Here is a 21,007-nt window from a genome sequence, read left to right as displayed (position 1 = left end):
CCACTGCGGCCTTCAGCGTGGCCGCGTCGCCCGTACCCGTGATCCTCATCCGAGCCCCGGCAGCAAACTCGATCTCGATCGTCCCGCCGCTGCTGGCCGGCGCGACTGGACAGGGCGCCGGACCTGATTCCGCCACCACCATCGCCGGTACGAAGCCAGGTTGATGGGCGGCATCCTTCGGCTCAGGCCGAAACGACCGTCGCCATCGCAGCAGCAGTGAGCGCGAAACGCCATATCGCCGCGCCGTCGCAGCGACCTGGCGCGGCGCTTGTAAGCTCTCCAGGACGATCTTGAGCTTCTCATCCTCGGACCAGCGCCGCCGCCGGCCTGTGTCCACTACTTCGAGCCATTCGACTTGGGCACTGCGCCTATCACTGTCCATAAGGACAGTTCTCAACAACACGCCTCATTCGGCAAGGCGGCCCTCACCGGAAGCATACGCAAGAACGCGCGGTTTGCTGGAGCTACTCGCTACAAATTCTTATGTGTAACACCGCTAAGCTAGCGCAATTTCTGACATCGATCTTTCCGCTCCCGCACGGATACCAAAGGCTCGGAATTGTTAGACATGAACCACCGATCCAAATGTCTCTGAAACAAATTTCAAATAGATCATTGATTGTCCTTGCCGCGCTCTATCGAAGCCCACGCGTGGCGCAGTCCTCCGAAGACCACTTCAGCAATGTAGATTCGACCGGGAATTTCGATAAACCGTCTGGACAAGTATGCCAAACCGAACGACACGGGCACTGCGAGGGAGATGGCGAAACTGCGCCAGAGTAACAGTAAATCGGCTGACCATATGAGCATAAGGCAAACCGGCACATGAAGAAGGTAGAGTGAGTAGGATAGCTCCCCGATGCTAACAAGGCATGTCGATTGACGCGCAGAGGCCGCCGCAGCCCACCAGACGATTGCTATGAACGCTGCATTAACGCAAAAATAAGTTGCTGGAGGAATTTGAGCCCAATCATTGCGTCCAAATGAAGAGTAAGAAACAGCAAGCATCAATGCACTGAGCGTCACCAGGCTTCGATGCCCGGAAACCAAACGAAAAATCATCATTCCAGCAATGAATAAATGCCCGAAATTAATCATCGAGGCGAAACTCTGCCAAGCACTGAGCTCGATGTTGATCATCCGGGTGAAATGGGCCGCTAGCAACCAGATAATCGACAGGTATTCAATCTTGTTCACGAAGCCGAGCTGAAAAATGATCCCCATGACCGCGTAGAATAACAGTTCATAAGTTAGCGTCCAATAAGGACTGATCAGGTTTTGGAACCCAACAAACTTTTGCAGCATCGTTATGTTCACAACAGCTTGCAAAGGTGTGGCAGCATCAATACTCAGAAGAAACGCAGCGGATAATAGGACCGAAACGATATAGGCGGGATAAAGTCGCGCTATTCGACCGACTACGAAGCGATACAGATCATAAGTTTTTTCCAGCGTGAGCAGTATGACGAACCCGCTGAGTATGAAAAAGAGCTCCACCCCCATCAAACCGAGGTGAAAATGTTCTGCTTTGAGATCAGACCAATAGTTCGACCACTCGAGCGATAGCATCCCTTCGTAATGAAAGGCCATGACTGCCGCGGCAGCGACACCGCGCAGGACGTCGATTGATCGCAATCTGTTTGTCATCGCGTTCGGCCCACGAACTGAGCCTTTACCGCCAAGCGAAGAGTCGCATCCAAGGACCGGCATCTCGATGCATCTCGCTGATTGGAGGCACTAAGCTTAGTCACCCCACCCGCTCAGTGGGACCAGGATGGATATCATTACACCGCTGAACATTCGAACGCTTCTTCGGATTAACAAAACCTATCAACCTTAATCAATTTGGCCGGCTTTAAGCAATTTGCTTCCCGGCTTGATAAAAACTTGATCTGCCCCTTGCGGCTTTTGAATGCCGCGCTCGGTGGTGTAGTGACGAAAACTCAACCCGATCCATTGCGATCGAGGGCGAAGAGGATCTCTACAACAAACGCGGAGTGATTACTAAATTGCATTCGGCCTGAACGCTAAATGCACTGTCTGGACCGCGCTCTGCCCAAACGCGTGTTGTCGCAGGACAATTTGACTCGAAGCGTGTGGTAACAACACCACCGACCTTGGCAGCAGCCGGGAGACTACCTTAGGGCGCACCTGGGCACACCAGTCGAACGCGGTTGCTTGGCAGCAGAGGCCAACCTGGCTCCGCTCTACCAGAAGAGACGAGCGTCCCCTCGTCCAAGTCGGCCCACGATCGCGCTGCCAACCATGCCCAATGCCAACGATGCTAGCGACGCAGACGCTCTTGCCTTCAGCTCAACTGGAGCGCTTGCCATGCGCCGCGTCCCGTCGCGCTTCCGCCAAATCGCTCGCCATCATCTCTTCGACGAGCTGCGTAAATGACCGTTTCGGCTTCCAACCAAGTTTATCGCGCGCCTTGCTGGAATCGCCGATGAGAAGTTCGACCTCGGTTGGTCGGAAATAGGTCGGATCAATTCTAACCACGACCTTGCCAGATTTTATATCAATCCCAACTTCATCGGCATCCCTGCCGTGCCACTCGATACGACGATCGACGTGCCCGAACGAAAGCTCGACCATTTCACGTACTGAGCGCGTCTCACCGGTTGCAAGTACGAAGTCATCGGGTTGCGCGGCCTGAAGCATTAGGTGCATGCCTTCAACGTAATCCTTAGCGTGGCCCCAGTCGCGCTTGGCATTGATATTGCCAAGGTAAAGCGTATCTTCAAGGCCAACCTCGATGCGAGAGACGCCGCGGGTAATCTTGCGAGTGACGAAGGTCTCACCGCGGATCGGGCTCTCATGGTTGAAAAGGATACCGTTCGAAGCAAAAATTCCATAGGCCTCTCGGTAGTTCACCGTAATCCAATACCCATACAGCTTTGCGACGGCATATGGCGAACGCGGATAGAAGCCTGTGGTTTCCCTCTGCGGGATCTCCTGTACAAGGCCGTAGAGTTCGGAGGTCGAGGCCTGGTAGAACCGCGTGTGCTTCTCCATACCGAGGATGCGGATCGCTTCGAGCAGTCGTAGCACGCCGATCGCATCCGCGTTTGCAGTGTATTCCGGACTTTCAAAGCTGACGCCGACATGACTCTGCGCCGCAAGATTGTAGATTTCGGTTGGCCGGATCTGCTGTATCAGTCGGATCAGGTTCGTAGAGTCGGTCATATCTCCATAGTGCATCAGGAAGGGCACATCCCCCAGATGCGGATCCTTATACAAATGATCTACACGAGCGGTGTTGAACGAGGACGAGCGTCGCTTGACGCCGTGAACAGTATAACCAAGCGACAATAGATGTTCGGCGAGATAGGCGCCATCCTGTCCAGTGACGCCCGTTATCAGAGCAACCCGCTCGTTCATGAGATGACTTTTCCTACCGAGAATTGGTGAATCTATCCGACGTGGGCTTGTTCTGGAGGGTCCTAGCGCAAAACTAATAAGCTAGCTTCTTGGGCATATTGTCCACTTGGGTCAACCATCTCGTCGAAGCAAGGATTGGTTTTTGAACGTTAAGGTGAATCTAGCAGGCTTTGCGAGGCGCGTCACCGCGCATAGCGAATTTTGCGGAGTTACCCGTTACGCGTCGCCACAACCACCTTCGCCGCCGACCGCAAGGCCGCGACTTCGACTGTGATCTTTCCCGAAAACATGGAGGGGTTTAGAGGCTTGTAAGCTCCATTTCGACGGGGCGAAATTCCGATGGCGGCATGGAGCCGGGTTCAATTGTAGAAGCCCTGATGAGGGCGAAGATGTCGCGTTGGGTCTCGGCTCAGGTTCCCATATTGGCAATGATGGACGAGCTCGGTCTTCAGGGTATGAAAAAGCTGTCCATCAGGGCATTGTTGTAGGAGTCGGCTTTGGATGGTTGACTAACAGGATTTGCAATCTTGCGAGGCCGGACGCGGCCCCCACCAAAACTGGGGGCTGTAAACAACAGGAGCTGCTGATTTCGATGCGGATTTCGATATATCGGCCGAAGCCTTCACGACCCGCTGACGCCCGTCGGGCATTAACGGTAGAAGTTGGGAATTGGTCTGCTCGTCCCGGTCGGGGGAGCGACCGTGTCACGGACACCGCCCTTCATTGATAGCGCGGTCGCGCCTCGGAATATCTAGCAAGGAAGGAGAATATTCGGTTGCGCCGCGCTGGGCCCAAGGCGAAGTCCAGTCCACAGTCGCCCCCAAGGTAAATGGGCCGGCTGTCGGGATCTGCCGATCAGCGAACGATGTGCAAAGGATCCGGCCGCTTGCAGCCTAGAGACTCGCATACGTGCGAGCAATCGTCTAGCCATCGGGCAATTTAGGCCTGCGCCAAGCGAGTGAGCTGAGGGTCATCTCTGTTCCGGAGGTTCATCGGATTGGTGGAGTGCGGCTTGCTCCGACGTTGAGGTGGGAACGTCACGTAAGCAAGGACCTCGGTTCGGCCCCGTTGAGGAAGCCGGCAAGCTTCGGCAGCTTTGGCCGGCTGATCGGCGACCTTGCGCCATTGCGTCCTCGCGGCCTCGCGGTGGCGATGAAGGCGGAGACGACGCGGTGGCCGCTCTTGCCGGCATGGGCCAGTACATTGCGCATGAAGTCCACGTGGCAGCGCTGGCAGCTCACATTGAGCACCTTGGCCACATTTGGCCTTGATGCCTTCGCGTGCGTTGGAGACGACGAGCGGGACGGCCGCGCAGGCCGCGGCCGGCGAGCCTGCGCGGGAACGCAGTCCAGAATGTCTCGGCCTCGGACGTCCAATATCCATGCCCAGAACCTCACGCCGATCGTCGCTGTGGTCCTCGGTTGCGTTGGCATTTCGCAATCCGATTCTACCGGAGAACTGCCGATGACTCTCGCAAAGCCGCCCGCCCGCTTCGGCGGTATTGAAGGCGCGCGTCCGGGCGGCTTTGCTCTACCGAGTTACAGCATCACTTAGGACACGACCCGGTCGGCAGGACCTCAACATAGCGAATGCAAGGACTTCACCCGCATATCAGTGCGGGTACAGCCAGACGAAAAACGGGACATCGTGGACGTCCGCTTGGACAGACTCAGATCGCATAATCGGGCCAAGCGAAAAGGCCGAACTCACGCTTGCCAGCAGTACAAAGGGATAAATGATGCTGAACTTGTCTATTACCCGCCTCCGAAACAGCCCTTGCGATCGTTGATTTTATTTCGATCGCGACAGCGTCTGCAGGTAGCGGTCTAAAGTGAAGCCCACGCATCGAACACGATCACTGGTACATGGATTCTGTGGCCCGATTTTAAGATAGTGGGCGCGGACCTTCACGGTAACACTGTGGCAAAAAACTGCTTACTAGGTGTTACGTGGTTCTCGCAGAACTCTGAAACGTGGCCGGATGGACAGCAGCGCGGAGTTCCTCGACGCCTATCTGACAGACTTTTCACGCCGCACCCACCCGCGACGCAATGATCTCTGAGCTGGTCCCGTTTGTCTGAACAGAATCTCCGCCTCGATAAGTGGAGCTTCTGCCGGGGTTAGACCGCCAAGCGGAATGGCGGCTGGTTGAAGTAGGCTTGATCCGGTGTGACGTCGTCAAGGCTCTGGTGCGGCCGGCGGCCGTTGTAGAAATCGAGGTATCGGCCGATCGAGGCACGAGCCTCGCTGACGTTGTTGTAGGCCCTCAGGTATACCTCCTCGTATTTGACGCTGCGCCACAATCGCTCAACGAACACGTTGTCACGCCAGGCGCCTTTGCCATCCATGCTGATGGCAATGCCGTTGCTGGCGAGTAGGCCGGTAAAGTCCGTGTCGGTGAACTGCGAGCCTTGATCGGTGTTGAATATCTCCGGCTTGCCGTGACGTGCCAGAGCATCCTCGAGCGTCTCGACGCAGAAGGCCGCCTCCATCGTGATCGACAGTCGCCACGACAGAACCCGGCGGGTCGCCCAGTCCAACACCACAGCGAGATAGACGAAGCCACGCGCCATCGGGATGTACGTGATGTCCATGGCCCAGACGTGGTTTGGTCGCGTAATTTCCAGGTCGCGCAGCAGATACGGATAGATCTTGTGGCCGGGTTCGGGCTTCGTGGTGCGCGGCCGGCGATAGAGCGCCTCTATCCCCATCCGCCGCATCAGCGTCTTGACATGCCGGCGGCCGATCTTACACCCCTCGGCAGCCAGCAGGCCTCTCAACATCCGCGAACCGGCGAAGGGAAACTCCAGATGCAGCCGGTCGAGACGCCGCATCATCGCCAGATCGCCGTCCGGCACCGGCCGCGGCAGGTAATAAACGCTGCCGCGGCTGATCTGCAAAACTTCCGCTTGCCTGGTGATCGACAGATCGTGCTCGCGGTCTATCATCGCTTTGCGCTCAGCAATCCCGCCTTGGTGAGCGCGCTTTCTAAAAAACTAGGCGCGGCGCTGCGCGCCCCCTGTGGGATAGAAACGGCCGGCGCTAGATTGCCGACCGGAAGGGAGCGGCCGATACGATTTTGGTGGCACGTGACCCCGTTAAAAAACCTGGTCCATGGGTTGTTGCGCACTTGAGAGTGGTGACGCCATCCGGCGATCCCGTTTAGGAATCTGACCAATAGCGCAGCCCAGCCCTTCAGCCGCCGTCAGCAGGAGGATTGGAGATGAACCCCAAAAGATCGAAGTCGAGGAGCGATGGTAACATGCCGATGGTGCACCCGAACGCGGCTGCCATCGACGTCGGAGCGACTATGCACATGGCTGCCGTCAGGGCCGATCGCGCACCCGAGCCGGTCCGCAGCTTCGGTACCTTCACGGCCGATCTGCATCGGCTGGTCGACTGGTTTACCGAATGCGGCGTCGAGACCGTCGTCATGGAATCAACCAGCGTCTACTGGATTCCGATTTTCGAGCTTCTCGATGCCCGGGGATTTACTGTGTTTCTTGTCAACGCGCGCGATGCCAAGCACGTACCGGGGCGCAAGACCGATGTCAGCGATGCGCAATGGCTGCAGCGGCTCCATTCATTCGGGTTGCTGCGGGCCAGCTTTCGGCCAAAAGGGCAGATTGCCGAGCTGCGAGCCTACGTGCGTCAACGCGAGCGCCTGCTAGAGTACGCGGCCTCACACATCCAGCATATGCAGAAGGCCTTGACGGAGATGAATCTTCAGCTGCACCACGTCGTCGCCGACATCACCGGTGCGACCGGCCTGCGTATCATACGCGCGATCCTTGCCGGCGAGCGCGATCCTGAGGCGCTGGCGTGCTTGCGCCATTACAGCTGCCACTCCAGCGCCGAGACGATCGCGAAGGCGCTCACCGGAAGCTACCGCGCCGAGCATCTGTTTGCGCTCGAGCAGGCACTTGCGCTTTACGACGCCTACCACGAGAAGGCATCTGCCTGCGACGCCCGGATCGAGGCTGTATTGAAGGAACTCATTATCCATAGGGGTCATGATAACGGATCAGCGCCGCCGGTCTCGCGGCGTCGGAATCGAACCGATCAGGCGAACGCTCTGGCGTTCGATGTCCGCGCGTCGTTGTTTGGGCTGCTTGGAAAGGACGTCACCACCATCGACGGCCTCGGTCCTTACCTCTCGCTGAAGCTGATCGCTGAATGCGGCGACGACCTCTCCTCGTGGCCAAGTGCAAAGCATTTTACCTCCTGGCTGGGACTGGCGCCCAGCAACAAGATCTCCGGCGGCAAAATGCTCTCGTCCCGAACGCGCCGATCCGGCGGCAGGGCGGCAGCACTTCTGCGCCTTGCTGCCGTGACCGTGGGTCGTACTGACACCGCGCTCGGCGCCTTTTATAGACGGCTTTCAGCGCGCATCGGCAAGGCCAAGGCCGTGACCGCCACGGCCCGCAAGATCGCAGTTCTGTTCTACAATGCCGTGCGATACGGAATGGACTATGTTGATCCGGGGGCCTCGTCCTACGAGGCGCGTTACCGGACGCGAGTGGTCGACAATTTGCATCGGCGTGCCAAGGCATTCGGTTTTGTTCTTCAACCCTTGGAGCCAAAAGAAGGTGCTGCCGTTTCTTAGGAATCGTTCTCCAGCGTCAGCTCTCCGATTATGGCGTGGAGCGACTTCACATCGATCGCCGGGATCTCCGGCGCTCGGCCTCCCGGTCCGAAAACCTCCGAAGCGCTCCCCTCGAGCTGTGACTTCCAGGCCGTGATCTGATTGGGGTGGACGTCGAAATGCTCGGCCAGTTGGGCTATCGTCCGATCACCCTTGAGGGTCGCCAGTGCCACCTTCGCCTTGAAGGCCGGTGTGTGGTTCCGGCGTGCTCGTCTGCTCATAGTCTCTCCTGTTCACGGCGATTATCGCCGCCTTCAGGCAGAAACTCCACTTAGCGACCTGTTCAAATTTGCGAAGCCGGCTCTCTCTTGTCCACCGCTCGAACTACACGTGGACCGGTTGCGACTCAGCCGCATTCAGTCAATCTTATACCTGCACTCGGCCAGCGATCGCGTCGTCGTCGCGAGCATACCGATCGACAGATTAGCTTTCTATCATTGTTTAGCCGGTTGAACGTCGTGATACCGACCAAACCAGCAGCGGCAATCGGGCAATATCCTTTACCGCTTGTTATCTATCAAACTACTCCCTGCCGCTCTCAGCTTCTCACGCCAGTGAAAGGCACCGCACAACTGCAACCTAGCGAGACGAAGTGAAAGTCGACCAAGTTGTCCAGTTACTCAAACAAGCAAGAAAGACAGTAAGATACGGCCCAACCCCTTCGCGACTTGCTAAAAATGTAAAAGATACCGAAACGAGAGCGAAAAAACATTCTGCCATAAGAACCTCAAAAGAGGGGATTAAAGCGCAGATGAGCGACGACCAACTCTCCATCAGACCGATAGTTTACTTAGCGCCAAGCGACGATATTCAGTCGATTGTTGATGCCAGCACTGAAGGTACGCTGTTCATTTTAACAAACGGCCTGTACCATAATGTTACTATCGAGCCCAAGAACTTCCAAAGCTTTGTGGGGGAGGATGGCGCGGTGATGAGCGGCGCCGTTGAGCTGTCGGAATGGATTTCTACTGACGGAGTTTGGACCGCAAATGGCTTCCCCGGGCCGAGTTACTCACATGGCGAAGGCCGCGATGGAATGGCGCAATATGTCGAAGATCTCTTCGTAGACGACAAACCATATGTCCGGGTCGCGAGTTTGTCGGATCTTAAGACCGGCACATTCTACTACGCTGATGGGCAAGTTTACATCGCCGATGACCCCACTGGCAGGCATACGGAAGCATCATCTACAACTACCGCCTTTGCCGGCGGGACAACGCAAGGGGTTGCGATAGCGAACATCACCATTGAGAAATATGCTTCCATGGCGCAACACGGTGCCATAGAGGGCCATAACACTCAGGATTGGACGCTCGTTGACGTCAATGCCGAGCTGAATCACGGTGCGGGCGTTGCGGCCGGTGACGGGATGAAAATTTTAGGGGGCGTTTACAGCAACAATGGCCAAGTTGGAATCCACGCTTGGGACACGACGGATCTAGTGATTGACGGCATCGTAGCCTCCAACAACAACTACGCTGGGTTTTCGGAAACTTGGGATGCTGGTGGAATCAAGATACTGACATCTGACCATGTTACGATACAGAATTCCCACATTTCCGAAAATGCTGGCGTCGGCCTTTGGCTTGATTGGGACAACAAAGACGTAGTGATCCAAAATAATTGGATTGAGCGAAACGATAGTGCTGGTCTTTTTTATGAGGCGTCCTATAGCGCCACAATCTCAGGTAATAACATTAGCTTTAATAATAGGAATGGCTATATCACCGGCTATTGGGGCGCGGATGTTCACGTAACGAATTCATCGAATGTAAGTATTCAGAATAACTACATCGTTTCAGATATCGGGCAGGGGATCGGGCTCGAGCAAACTGATCGTGACCCCGGCGCGTATGGAGCTCACGATACTTTCAATGACAGGGTGAGTTCAAACACAGTCGTAATGCTCACTCCAGGACAGAACGGGTTTCTAGCAACCGGCACCGAAAGCTCGTGGGGCAATATAGCTTGGGATCACAATACGTACAAATCTGATGATGCGAAATCGTTATGGTACACTTGGATAGATCGAGGCTATTGGGCGCAGGATAGGAGCCACATGCCTATCGAGGCCAACGGAAGCTTCGAGTATTCTGCAAAGGTGGGCGTTTCGTTTGCCTTTTTGAATTCCGGGTTCCCCAACTTTGATGTCAGCGTTCCGAACGTTGCGCCGATGTCTTTTCAGACCTCCGAAGACGACCCCATTACAGGGTCCATCGATAGTATAGATCAAGACGGCTTGATGTTCACGCTTATTCATGCGCCGGTACATGGCTCTGTGATGCTAAACAAGGACGGTTCATTTTACTATCAACCCGACGCGGGCTTTTCTGGAGTGGACAGCTTCGAGTTTCGATCGACCAACGAATTCGCACTTTCTTCGACCAGTGTGGCAACCATCGACGTTGCTAAAGATCCGCCGAGCGAAGACAGTATGGTTGAACTCGGAAGCGGTCCTGATACCATTGTTCTACGCGTATCCGGCGACACCTTCGATGGAGATCCGAAATTTTCAATTGCGATCGATGGACAAAAGTTTGAGGGATTGAGCACAAATGCCTCTCATGGCGCTGGTGAATGGCAGGATATAACGCTTCACGGCAACTTCGGGGCACCAAAAGCGATCTCTGTAGAGTTTCTCAATGATGCTTGGGGTGGCAGCGAGGCACTCGATAGGAACTTGTATGTGCACAGCGTATCAGTGAATGGCAGCTTGTTTGACGCCAGCACTGCCCAGACCACTGCAGGATGGACTAACGTGGAAGGCGCGCCTCTTGTCACAAACGGCGTCGTTACGTTTGATACCAGTGCTGATCCCGACACTGTCGTGGTCCGCGTTTCTGGCGACGCATACAAGGGGGCGCCACAATTTGCAGTGACTGTCAACGACAAGACAATTTACAATTTCACGACACTCGCGTCTCACGCTGCCGGAGAGTGGGAAGACATCGTGATCCATGGGAATTTTGGCATCGACTCTCCAGTAGTTGCAATCACGTTCCAGAACGACTCCTGGGACGGGCCGGGCGCTGATCGGAATCTCTACGTGGAGAGCGTAAGCGTAAATGGGATAGCTGCAACGCTAGCAAATCAAGGTCGCGCCGAAACAACAAATAGCGGACTTCTTCTCGCAGCAAACGGCTCAGTTGTATTCGATCTGCCTGAAAGTGCTACCAATCCGGCCCTAAATCTGGCAATTGCACATTTCGATGTTCTTTAGAACTGGCGAGCCTCGAGCACGAGAAACAATTGCAATGCGCGTCAGCCGATGCCGAGTTGACGGTGCCGGACCGATTGGCAGATGTTTGCGGCGAGCCACAACGGATCCTGGAGTGCTAGTTGGCACTGGGGAGGAGTGATCGGATGGTTACAAGTTCACGAGGTCTCACCCGCACCTGCAAGGTCGATTCTGATTTAAAGGAAAGCGCAAACTTGTCGATTGATGCCGCACCATTTCGCTGGGTCCGAGCAATCTGGATTGGTCCGGCGTACGGCCAAGGAAGTCTAAGAGTGACAAGATAGTCCGATTCGGGGGAATACCAAGCAATCGGACTATTGAGAATGCCAGTCGCGTTAGCAATTCCGACACTCCACGTTCCATCGGGATTTACAGCCGCAGCCGCTGTCACCGGCGGTTTTGGGCCATACCCCCATGCCATAGATCCGCCTATCGAACTCCTGCATGGATAGAATAAAGCTCCGCGATCGAATGCAGCTAACAGGTGCTTCAGGTAGAAATATTTCAAGAGTACCTTTATGCCACCTTTCCCGTCGGGCCGCACCAACGCGGAGCCGCCGCCTCCATTTGGAAAAGTGGACCAAGCCCCCACCCCGATGAACCAGATCCAATGGGTAGCACGGTGATTCATATCTGCAAGAAATCGACCTGCCACGGTAATAGCATCTCGATCATCTCCAGGCTCCTCATCGACTGGTGGGTCTTCTGAAAAGCAAGGGCCGACCTCTGTAATCCAATACTCCTTATCGGCTGCGAGCCCCGCCATCACATCATCAGCAGCCATATTATACGAATGAGTCGAGATCGCACGTAGACCTGACCAAGCCTCTTTATTAGCCTGTAGATCTCGCACGAAAGCTGCCGATATGTGACTTGCACTCGCTGATTCGGGAGCCACAATTCCGATGTTCACCAAGCCCAGTCGGTCGAGCCTTCTGCGAAGGGCCACAACAGCGGCAACCATTTGTTGCGACGTGAATCCCTCGGGTTCATTGGCAACCCCTGTGCAGTAGAAAGCAACTCCATCTTCGTTCTGCACATCGTTGATGAAGTCGGCGATCTTCTCGCCATATACCTCCATACGCTCACGTGGAACGCTTTCTCGACGCCCTGGCGCGAGCAAGATGCGCGCGTTGCAACGGGAACGCACCAAATCAAGCAGGTTATGGTTGAGATATGATCTTCGGAACTGAACCTTCATCCTTTTGACGTCCCAATCTTCGAACGAGCCGACCCACAGGCGAAGGATGTCAACGTTGAGGTCCCGGTAAATTAGATCCAGCATCCTATGCAGGACAGACGGCTCTATACGAGTTAGTTCAGGAATATCTGAAGGCTGAGAAACCCCGAAACCTGCAAATTTTTGAGCAGGAAATGATCCGATTGTTACTGTAACGGTTGCTTCGCTTGAACGAACCGGAGCCGACCAAGCCGTTAGCGCCATCAACGACGCAGCGCCGCAAGTGATCGAGCGTCTGGTTATAGGACGACGCATTTCACAACTATCTTCCCGATTGATAGGAAATGAAACTAGCCAAGCAAAACTTCGTGACGGCCGATTTCTTCAGGGCTCATACGCTTCTTGATAGCGATGGCAGGATTGCCAGAAACGACCGAATACGGCTCGACGTCGTTCACTACGACGGCCCCCGCCGCAACAATCGCCCCCCTCCCCACTTTAACGCCGCTCAATATGATCGCACCATATCCTATCCACACATCGTCTTCTATCCGAATATGACTTTTCGGATCTTCAGCCAATCTTCGATCGCTTCCGATCCATGGAGCATCGCGAACAAACACCCCCAGCGCGCGATAATCATGGTCTCTTCTGCCGACGATGCCCACTTGGTTCGCTATCAGTACACCGTTTCCGATACTTCCACTGCACTCGATAGTGCAAAATCTTCCGACGTAGACATTTTCACCTATGGTCAGACCAACAGGAGCCCAAATGAAAGTACCGATGCCGACATGAAAGTTGTCGCCCACCCTTACATTTCCACGAAGTGCAAGCATTCTTTTGAGATACGCATAAAGCATCTTGGGCAGCCCCCCCTGTCTTCAGATGCCTGCCATCTTACCTAGATTCTAGAGCACGCAAAAGGACTGCCGTGAGGCGTGGGAACGACCGGGTCTGCCAGACAGGCTCGCTGGTGTTGATATTTACTGGAAGAATCTTTAGTATCGTGATGCCGCAACCCTTCTCCTGAGTGAAAAGGATGCGACTGAAGAAAGTTTTTAAGGGGACAACACCGTGCCACGGATAAGCCTGTGTGTACCGGCGCGATTGTTTAGTAGATCCTCAGATTCCGCATTGGCAAGCCGGCCTCCCATCGAAGCTAGAGTTTAGGTCGGCGTGAAGTTTCCATGAACGGTCCTCCAGAGCGTTGAGGGCGGCTCCCGATCTCTGGGCATTTTGAATGAACCTCCCTGGCAAAGCACTTACAGCGCCTCGTGCTTCTGGTTCTCCTGTTGGCTTTGCAGCTTGGCGGACGAAATTTGTCTTGCTGCTCGTAGGAGCATATATTGTTTTCAATATTGGATTCTCATTGCTCCGAATTCCTCCTATCGGCCCAGGGTTGCCCATCGCTGAACTCGTTATAGCTGTCTATGCTGTTTCATTCGTACGTGACTCTCATCTATTTAACGCATTCGCACGTTCCACACCGCTAGTCTTGCTGTCAGCTTTGTGGGTACTCGCGCTTGCGCATTTGACGCTTGAGGTGCCACAGTACGGCTTCTGGGCAGTGCGCGATGCCGGGCACCACATAGAGACATCCTATATTTGGATCGGCTTTTGTGCAGCCTCAACACCCAAGTTCGCGACTATATTCGAACGGTTTTTCTCACGAGCCCTTTCAGCTGCGACATGCATGTCGCTGGCGTACCCTTTTCGGAATCAATTAGCAGACATCACCCCTCAAATTTCGTCTGTCTCGGGATATACGGTATCATTGTTCTTTTCGTACTTAAATGCTTCGTCGGCGGCTATGACCGGCGTGTTTCGCATCCTCATATCTGAACGGTCTAGACCTCTGTCGACCCTAGTCGCCGGCGCCGTTCTTTTCGTGCTGATTGCGCTTGTACAAGCTCGCGTGGTCTATATTCAGATTGCAATCGTAGTTCTTCTTTTGTCACTATTTAAGCCTCAACGTCTCTCGAAACTTGCCGTGATGGCACTTTTCGGAGTCGCTTCCGCAGCCGCAGTCCTTACTCTCGGAATTGATGTCCCTGGACGCCTGGGACAAAGCTTCTCTTGGGATTTTCTCATAAATCACGTCGCCGCTATTTGGGGAGGCGGGGACGATTCGGTCAAAGCTGCGGCTGACGGTGTGGACCTCAGATTATATTGGTTCGAACGTGTCTTGGAGATGGTGAATCGCGATCCAATTACTAGCCTATTTGGATTAGGGTATGGCGAGGCTCTCACGCCATTCGAGGGACCGGATGGCGATATTGTGCGAGAACCCCACAACTCGTTTCTGTCCGTTTACGGACGCCTCGGCTTGGTGGGGTTTGTTCTTTTTCTCTCGATCCAGATCCGAATCTATTGGACATGTGCAGCTCTGGTGCTTCGTGCGACACGAGCGAATAACGCGCGCTACCGCATTCTCGGCCAAACGATCCTGTGTTTTCTGCTAATGAACCTGGTGTTCAGCCTAGTTGAGGGTGGATTCGAGGTTAGCTACGTAGCAGTTCCTTACTACTTCATGGCAGGAGTCGTGTTTTCTTTCCATCAGCAATTGAGGCTCTGGATGATCCGCGATCGACCATGTCCATCAAAACAGTCGTCGGTGTGATCGGTTAGCTGAATGAAGCTGAATACTAATGCAATTAGATCGTCCGCACTTGCTGCCATACTGGACCAAGCTATTTATGCTGCCACTAACTTGATGCTACAGATCGGAATTGCGAGATTTTCTCCTCCCGAGGAACTTGGAGCATTTGCTGTTAGCTCGACATTCTTCCTAGCAGCAGCTGTCATTCACCAAACGTGCATCGTTGAACCAATGTTTGTCTTCAGCGCGCAGCGATTTCGGGTTCAGATTGCAAGCTATCATCGTCGGTTAATTCAAGGATGGTCTATTGCGTTTGGAGCCGGCGTTGCCGCTACCGGTCTTACTTTGGCGCTTATCGCCATCGTATTACAGTCCCCCCTCCCACTATCTCAATCCCTCGTTGCATTCAGTCTCACCTCACCCGTGCTTCTATATTTTTGGCTACTTCGCAGAATGGCCTTCGTCCTAGGACGACTCGATTTGGCTGTCCTAGGAGGGATGGTTTACGGAATCGCCCTGATGTCAGGGTTGGGCTTGGCCTGGAAGCTATCGATTTTCTCTTCTTCAGTTGGAATTGCTTTATCAGGAATAGCGGCAATGCTCGCAGCCGCCACGATAGCCCTTCTGCTTAAACGTCCACTGTCAGCAGAGAGTTCGCCTCCCGATATGCTCTATCAACATGTGCGCTACGGTCGCTGGGCTTTCGGCAGCGAAGTTGTAAACTGGCTTATCGCGAATGGCCCTCTTTTGATATTACCACTGTGGTTCGGGCTGACCGCCTCGGCAACATTCCGCGTTTTGAACTTGTTATTCATGCCACTGCAGCAAATTACGGCTGCTCTAAATACTCTGTACTTGCGAAAAATCACTAGCAATAGGTCCGCACAGACAAATCGAGAATTTGCAGTCCAAGCCAGCTTTCTTTTCCTTGCAGCTTGCATTTACACTATCGCCGTTTCGGTAGCGGGTCCTCATTTGCTACTACTGATTTTTGGTAACGAGTATTCTTTGGATTTGGGTTGGATATGGTTAGCCGGCGCCGGGGTGACATTCTTCGTCACAGCCCAAACTCTGCTTGTTGTCCTTCGAGCGATCGAACGATCATCCCTAGTACTTGCCGTTCATCTGATTGCCATATTAGTAATGATTTTTCTGACACCCCTCATAGCAACTCATGGCATCGTCGGCGCACTCTCAATTCAAACTATCGGATGGGCCTGTGCAATGGCTGCTACTATCTACCTCGTGCTTAAGCAGCAACCGATGGCGGATAAGCATAGCACGTCAAAATCGACCGCGCGCGACGCGCCTCTATAAAGACAAGCCTCTCCGCGTAGTATTGACAATAGTGTCGATCGCGCAGGCGACCTTCTCGAACGTGAATTCGTCCATCTTCTCTCGTGAGTTACGTTTGAATTTTTCAATCCGCGAAGGGTCTGAGACCAATGCATCGAGTTCGCCCTGAAAATTGTCAGCCGAGGCGATGAATCCATTCCATCCCGGCACAATGATCTCAGGCGCGCCAAGTGCAGTATCTGTAGTAGCCAGGGCAAGTCCCGCGCAAGCCGCCTCCCCGATGACCTGCGGGTAAGCATCACAGCGTGTAGGCAGAACAAGAACATCGTTCGCCGCATAGACGGGGGCCATATCTTCACCCGGCTTGTTCTTGATTATCTTTACGCCGTCCGCACTTATGTTGCTCTGCGTTACCATGGTGAGCTCTGCACTCAAATGACCAGCCGCGCGGAACCAGTCCAGGACAACATCCCCGCCTTTCCTATGAAAATCTGCACCAACAAAAAGCAGCCTCGCCTTGCCCTTGCGAGAGGGAGCCATCTGATATCTAGCGACGTCGAAGGGCATTGGGATGCGGGATACGCGATCGGCTTTGACCCCGTAATCGCTTATTACGGACCGCGCTGCCGCTTCAGTAAAGGCCATCACACCCGTTACCCGAGACATAGCCTTCCAATGAACAAAAGCGTCCAGGCTGTTGGACAACTTCTGCTTTAAGATCTGCTCATAAAGCTTTCGGGTCCAATCGAGCAATATAAAGGAGCTCGATTGGAGCCGAGCCGGCATGGCGAAAGCTGCTGGTGCTATTTGCTGAAACAGCACTATGCGCCCCTCCTGCTCGGCCGTCCTGAGAGCTATCTGCAAAGCGACAGATCGCCTCAGTCGTCGGCCCGTCCGCCTTAACACACCAACCTTGCTTGCCGCCGATGTGTCCAACGTACTCCCCGAGTCGAACTCAAAGTGGGTGGTGTCAAACTGGCTTCGGAGCGCGACAAGTAGATTCCGCGCAAGCACAAGGTTTCCGTAGTCGACTGGAAAGCTTACAAATAGATACTTGTTGCGCATCGCTGGCTCCTCCAACCAGAACCCGGGAATGCTGATCATCCCCCTCTTACGATAGTTAAAGAATCGTCAGGGCCAACGCATGCGTTGCTTAGAGAGCAGCGCCGACCTCGACGAAATCAAGTAGCAAGCCGTTCACTCTAAAGATCACATTGATGCACTTGGCGCGAAGAATCCGTCCTAGGTCGTGTGACTGAAGCGAAGAGTAGACATCCCGCCCGAATTCTCCACAATCAAACAACATCCCTTGACCTGAGCCCCCCTCTAATTTCCTAGCGTCCGATGATTAGCCGTTAGGAACACAATCAGTGTTTTCCCATGAGGGCTTGCGGTCCAATTTTCAAAGCGAAAGGACTCTTGCGTGTTTGCTTTGCGTCCCAAGTGTGATTTGTCAGCACCTCTTCTCAGCACCATGCCAATTTTAGCGCGCTTATTGGCAGCTAGAGCTAACTTGACGAGAGCTTGCGAGATGGACGCGACCGTTTGCCGATATGTACCGATCGAAACCAACTTTCCACCTTTCTTTTGAATGAACTGCTGTAGCTCATTTAATGATCGAGGGCGACTACTGGCAAGGCATTGCGCATGGCTTTATTACAACGACAGACGACCACGCTCGCAGCTCGGATGAAGCATCCGAGTTCGCCATGACCTGCCACCTCACCGGATCTAGCACTGCGTTATGCTGAAAGCTCCGCGCCAACTCCCGTCCTTCCACCGCCTAGGAGGGCAAATCCAACAGCAAGGGCGAACTCAGAAGCGGATAGAAACTTGGGGGAAGATCACCTGCTACCACCGTCCAACTCGGCAATCCAACGCTTCGAGCGACCTCAAAGCTGGAATCGAACTTAGGGCAAGAAGGAGTCCGAAGTCCAAGCCGGAGCGTATTCACTGCAGTATTGCGCTCGTTCGGCACCAGCCTCCTCAGCGGCCAAAAGAGGCCAGATAATATTGGCTGAGGTCAAACAGCGGATCGACGGAGGACGAAGCCAATTCCACCGCACAACGTTGAAGATCGCTTGCAACGGCTTCCCTAAGGACGTGAATGAAAGTGCAGTCAATAGGCCTCACTCTGTCGAAAAACCACGAGCATCGTAAGAACGATAACTTTCAAATCCAGCCAAATGCTCCAGTTATTAATGTACCATAAATCTAGCTCGACCCGTTTTTCCATATATTGCACTTGCTTCGTTTCTCCACGAAGCCCGTTTACCTGGGCCCAACCAGTGATGCCAGGTTTAGCATGGTGGCGGAAGGCGTAGTTGCCTATGATCTGCTCATATTCGATGTTGTGGGCGACAGCATGCGGGCGTGGGCCCACCAGCGACATTTCGCCCTTGAGCACGTTGAGGAGTTGCGGCAGCTCGTCGATCGACGTTTTGCGCAGCCATTTGCCGATCGGCGTGACACGCAGGTCGTTCTTCTGCGCCTGCACGATCGTCGGGCCGTCCTCGAGCACGCGCATGGTACGAAACTTGAAGATCTTGAACGCTCGCCCGCCGAAGCCGTGGCGCGTCTGGCAGAAGAACACCGGCCCCCTTGACGTTAGCTTGATTAGGATCGCAGCCATCAGCATAACGGGTACGAATACGACGAGCGCAAGGCTCGCCCCGATAAGGTCGAGCGCGCGCTTGAGCGCGCGTTCGCGAACGGTCAGCGGCGAGCGGCGCAGCTCGGCGGTAAAGGTGCCGCCGGCACTCACGAGCGGATAGCGCAAGAACCGCGCGGCGTTGGCGTCCGGCACCAGATGCACGGGGATGGGGAGAATCTTCAGCGCGTCCAGAATGCTGTCAATCGCATGCTGACGGCTCCAGTTCATCAGCAGAAAGACGTGCTCAATCCGGTTCTGGCGCGCAAAAGCTATCAGTTCCTCGAGGCGCGGCGCCAGCGAGGAAAGCAGCAGCGGCGAAGCCAGAGCCTTATTAGGGATCTCCATCACTCGCATTAAGCGGTAGCCATGCTGGCTGAGGTCGTCGACTGCTTTGGAGGAGGTGGCGAGGCCGAATTCTGCGATGAGGACCGCCCGCCCATTGGCAAACGCACCGGCGCGCAAGGCCCGCGCGGTCCAGCGCGCTGCGGCGGCTTTCCAGGCTAACAAAATAAGGATTCCTATCAGATAGAACGAGATCGTGGTGCCGCGAGAGAACTCGTCGCTGACCTTCAATGTGAAAGCAAACGCCAGCAGCGCACCGAATAGGCCGGTCCATGTCGTCAGCGTCAACCGGATCGTGCTGGCTAAGTCGGTGATGGCCTTCAGCCGGTAGCCCTGTTGCAAGGTTGTTAGAAGTGCGAAGTTGATTGCAACCAGCGCGCTGGCCGCCGCATAGACATCTGCCTTGCCAAGCGTACCGATAGTGACGATATGATAGCCCGCCGCGCAACCAATCCCGCTCATCAAGATTAGCGCAACATCGACCACAGCGATCAGCCGTTCGACAATCAATGGGCGCAGCCAGTTTGACGAAAAGCCCTTGGGGATCGTTCCGGATTGCTCGACTATGCGAATTTCTGGCGCAGGATCAGGGACGGGCACCGGCCGACTAGGAAGAACTGTCATTCTGCAAAATCCGACAACGAAAAATTCATCATCCCGAACGCGGGTCTGCTATCGGCTAAAATCGCTGTTAAAAACAAGACGAAGGAAAAATTAACCTTATCCCACAACCTGCATTGTAGCCTATCTCGTCCTGCCTGCTACATCAATTTTTTACCGTTGGTGCGATGACTGGTCACAGACCTTACTGGCGAGCTCGTGGCGCCTCTCTAGTGCCGGCTTACAAGCTTTGGCAGCTCCGTCCAAATTTCTGACGCTCGGTAGGCAGTTTGGGGTTGCTCCGGCTGGCCGAGTTCGTCGGGAGGCCGGTCTGCGATCCGAGATGCAAGCTTTTTCGTCACAATGGCGCAGCTGCGCCTTCCCGACCACGACGGTTTCAAAACTTTGAGGGCAGCAGCGCGCTCGTCGCTGCGTTCGATCAGCAGATCCGGCCAGCGTTCGTGGAGCTGAGCGTCGTCCAGCCCGAAGACGACAGGATCGACGTCCCTGGCCGAGTCGATATCACGCGTGACTGAATCCGCACCAATCTCGTGCTCACCCAAGGGTCCTTCGGCAAGGGTGGCAATTCGCGTATGAGGGCCACGCAAGCAGCGCGCCCGTTCTTACCAGCTCTGGCCGGGTCGATTGAACCCGTCTACTTAGGTTCGAGCTGCGACAGTAGTCCCGCTGGTACTGCCGGCGGCGGTCGAATTGGCGACAATGACGCGCCTAGCTTAGGCGTTAGCCACTATTTCCGCTGATATGTCTTTCCTTACTCAACTCGTGCCGAGGTGCCTGATCGAGAAAAACAGATCAAGATGCCACACTGGCGCGATATCGACCTTTAAAGCCCCTCGGAAGCTGCGACGTCGGTTGCTTTTCTGCCGGCACCGCTGGTAAAGTTCGGTTCGCTATTTAGGCGAGTTGCGGAACGACTCTGGGATCTGTGCCGCCGGTGGAGGGGATCTGAGGGGCGCGAGCCGGGATCACACGGCCAGGAGGGAGGAGCTTTTCGGGATGGTTAAGACGTGGATGCGAACAAGCACTTTGGCCCTAACTGTTTCGCT

General features: G+C 54.7%; 11 protein-coding genes and 4 pseudogenes. 4 read left to right on the top strand and 11 right to left on the bottom strand.

Annotation, left to right across the window (positions count from 1 at the left end):
* Nucleotides 1-4: 4 nt before the first annotated feature.
* The 5 genes and pseudogenes from tnpA to ABIB06_RS01270 form a co-directional block, all read right to left on the bottom strand.
* Nucleotides 5-382: pseudogene (tnpA, locus tag ABIB06_RS38850) on the bottom strand (IS66-like element accessory protein TnpA); the annotation flags it as partial.
* Nucleotides 383-612: 230 nt separating this feature from the next.
* Nucleotides 613-1,710 carry an acyltransferase family protein gene (locus ABIB06_RS01285; RefSeq protein WP_354068537.1) on the bottom strand — a complete coding sequence of 366 codons (1,098 nt, stop codon included), beginning with the start codon at nt 1,708-1,710 and terminating at the stop codon, nt 613-615.
* Between the two features lie 603 nt (nt 1,711-2,313).
* Complete coding sequence (gene gmd, locus ABIB06_RS01280; protein WP_354068539.1) at nt 2,314-3,384, bottom strand: GDP-mannose 4,6-dehydratase; 1,071 nt, start codon at nt 3,382-3,384, stop codon at nt 2,314-2,316.
* Between the two features lie 951 nt (nt 3,385-4,335).
* Nucleotides 4,336-4,797, bottom strand: a pseudogene (locus tag ABIB06_RS01275) (transposase); the annotation flags it as partial.
* A gap of 707 nt (nt 4,798-5,504) precedes the next feature.
* A pseudogene (locus tag ABIB06_RS01270) lies at nt 5,505-6,380 on the bottom strand (IS3 family transposase); the annotation flags it as partial.
* Between the two features lie 227 nt (nt 6,381-6,607).
* Between ABIB06_RS01270 and ABIB06_RS01265 the strand changes: the two are divergent.
* Nucleotides 6,608-7,990, top strand: coding sequence for an IS110 family RNA-guided transposase (locus tag ABIB06_RS01265; protein WP_502916517.1), 1,383 nt, complete (start codon nt 6,608-6,610; stop codon nt 7,988-7,990).
* A gap of 2 nt (nt 7,991-7,992) precedes the next feature.
* Here ABIB06_RS01265 and ABIB06_RS01260 read toward each other — a convergent pair.
* Nucleotides 7,993-8,250, bottom strand: a pseudogene (locus ABIB06_RS01260) (transposase); the annotation flags it as partial.
* Between the two features lie 371 nt (nt 8,251-8,621).
* Here ABIB06_RS01260 and ABIB06_RS01255 point away from each other — a divergent pair.
* Entirely contained in the window at nt 8,622-11,249 is a 2,628-nt protein-coding gene (locus ABIB06_RS01255; protein WP_354068543.1) for a carbohydrate-binding domain-containing protein, read from the top strand.
* Between the two features lie 115 nt (nt 11,250-11,364).
* On the opposite strand, the gene ABIB06_RS01250 is transcribed toward ABIB06_RS01255, so the two are convergent.
* Together ABIB06_RS01250 and ABIB06_RS01245 are read right to left on the bottom strand one after the other, a co-directional pair.
* On the bottom strand, nt 11,365-12,714 hold the full coding sequence (locus tag ABIB06_RS01250; protein ID WP_354068545.1) for a hypothetical protein: 1,350 nt from the start codon (nt 12,712-12,714) through the stop codon (nt 11,365-11,367).
* 83 nt (nt 12,715-12,797) lie between these two features.
* Nucleotides 12,798-13,310 (bottom strand): acyltransferase, encoded by a 513-nt coding sequence (locus ABIB06_RS01245; RefSeq protein WP_354068547.1) that lies wholly within the window; start codon nt 13,308-13,310, stop codon nt 12,798-12,800.
* Between the two features lie 380 nt (nt 13,311-13,690).
* Between ABIB06_RS01245 and ABIB06_RS01240 the strand changes: the two genes are divergently transcribed.
* Nucleotides 13,691-15,070, top strand: coding sequence for an O-antigen ligase family protein (locus ABIB06_RS01240; RefSeq protein WP_354068549.1), 1,380 nt, complete (start codon nt 13,691-13,693; stop codon nt 15,068-15,070).
* A 12-nt stretch (nt 15,071-15,082) separates the two neighbouring features.
* Nucleotides 15,083-16,366 (top strand): MATE family efflux transporter, encoded by a 1,284-nt coding sequence (locus ABIB06_RS01235; protein WP_354068551.1) that lies wholly within the window; start codon nt 15,083-15,085, stop codon nt 16,364-16,366.
* Here the strand turns inward: ABIB06_RS01235 and ABIB06_RS01230 are convergent.
* The 3 genes from ABIB06_RS01230 to ABIB06_RS01220 form a co-directional block, all read right to left on the bottom strand.
* Entirely contained in the window at nt 16,361-17,167 is an 807-nt protein-coding gene (locus ABIB06_RS01230; protein WP_354068553.1) for a glycosyltransferase family 4 protein, read from the bottom strand. The genes ABIB06_RS01235 and ABIB06_RS01230 overlap by 6 nt on opposite strands.
* A 1,297-nt stretch (nt 17,168-18,464) precedes the next feature.
* Nucleotides 18,465-19,964 (bottom strand): undecaprenyl-phosphate glucose phosphotransferase, encoded by a 1,500-nt coding sequence (locus ABIB06_RS01225; protein ID WP_354068555.1) that lies wholly within the window; start codon nt 19,962-19,964, stop codon nt 18,465-18,467.
* A gap of 206 nt (nt 19,965-20,170) precedes the next feature.
* A complete protein-coding gene (locus tag ABIB06_RS01220) occupies nt 20,171-20,503 on the bottom strand; it encodes a hypothetical protein (protein ID WP_354068557.1) in 333 nt (110 codons plus the stop codon).
* Nucleotides 20,504-21,007: the final 504 nt, after the last annotated feature.

It is taken from the genome of Bradyrhizobium sp. LB8.2 (genome assembly GCF_040548035.1).
Lineage (GTDB): Bacteria > Pseudomonadota > Alphaproteobacteria > Rhizobiales > Xanthobacteraceae > Bradyrhizobium.
The sequence above is the reverse complement of the archived record's forward strand: the minus strand, read 5'-3'. Positions and strand labels throughout refer to the sequence as shown.

Coding starts and splice junctions, on each gene's coding strand:
- ABIB06_RS01240 (WP_354068549.1), top strand. CDS start 13,691: ATGAACCTCCCTGGCAAAGCACTTACAGCGCCTCGTGCTTCTGGTTCT.
- ABIB06_RS01285 (WP_354068537.1), bottom strand. CDS start 1,710: ATGCCGGTCCTTGGATGCGACTCTTCGCTTGGCGGTAAAGGCTCAGTT.
- gmd (WP_354068539.1), bottom strand. CDS start 3,384: ATGAACGAGCGGGTTGCTCTGATAACGGGCGTCACTGGACAGGATGGC.
- ABIB06_RS01265 (WP_502916517.1), top strand. CDS start 6,608: ATGAACCCCAAAAGATCGAAGTCGAGGAGCGATGGTAACATGCCGATG.
- ABIB06_RS01225 (WP_354068555.1), bottom strand. CDS start 19,964: ATGACAGTTCTTCCTAGTCGGCCGGTGCCCGTCCCTGATCCTGCGCCA.
- ABIB06_RS01245 (WP_354068547.1), bottom strand. CDS start 13,310: ATGCTTTATGCGTATCTCAAAAGAATGCTTGCACTTCGTGGAAATGTA.
- ABIB06_RS01235 (WP_354068551.1), top strand. CDS start 15,083: ATGAAGCTGAATACTAATGCAATTAGATCGTCCGCACTTGCTGCCATA.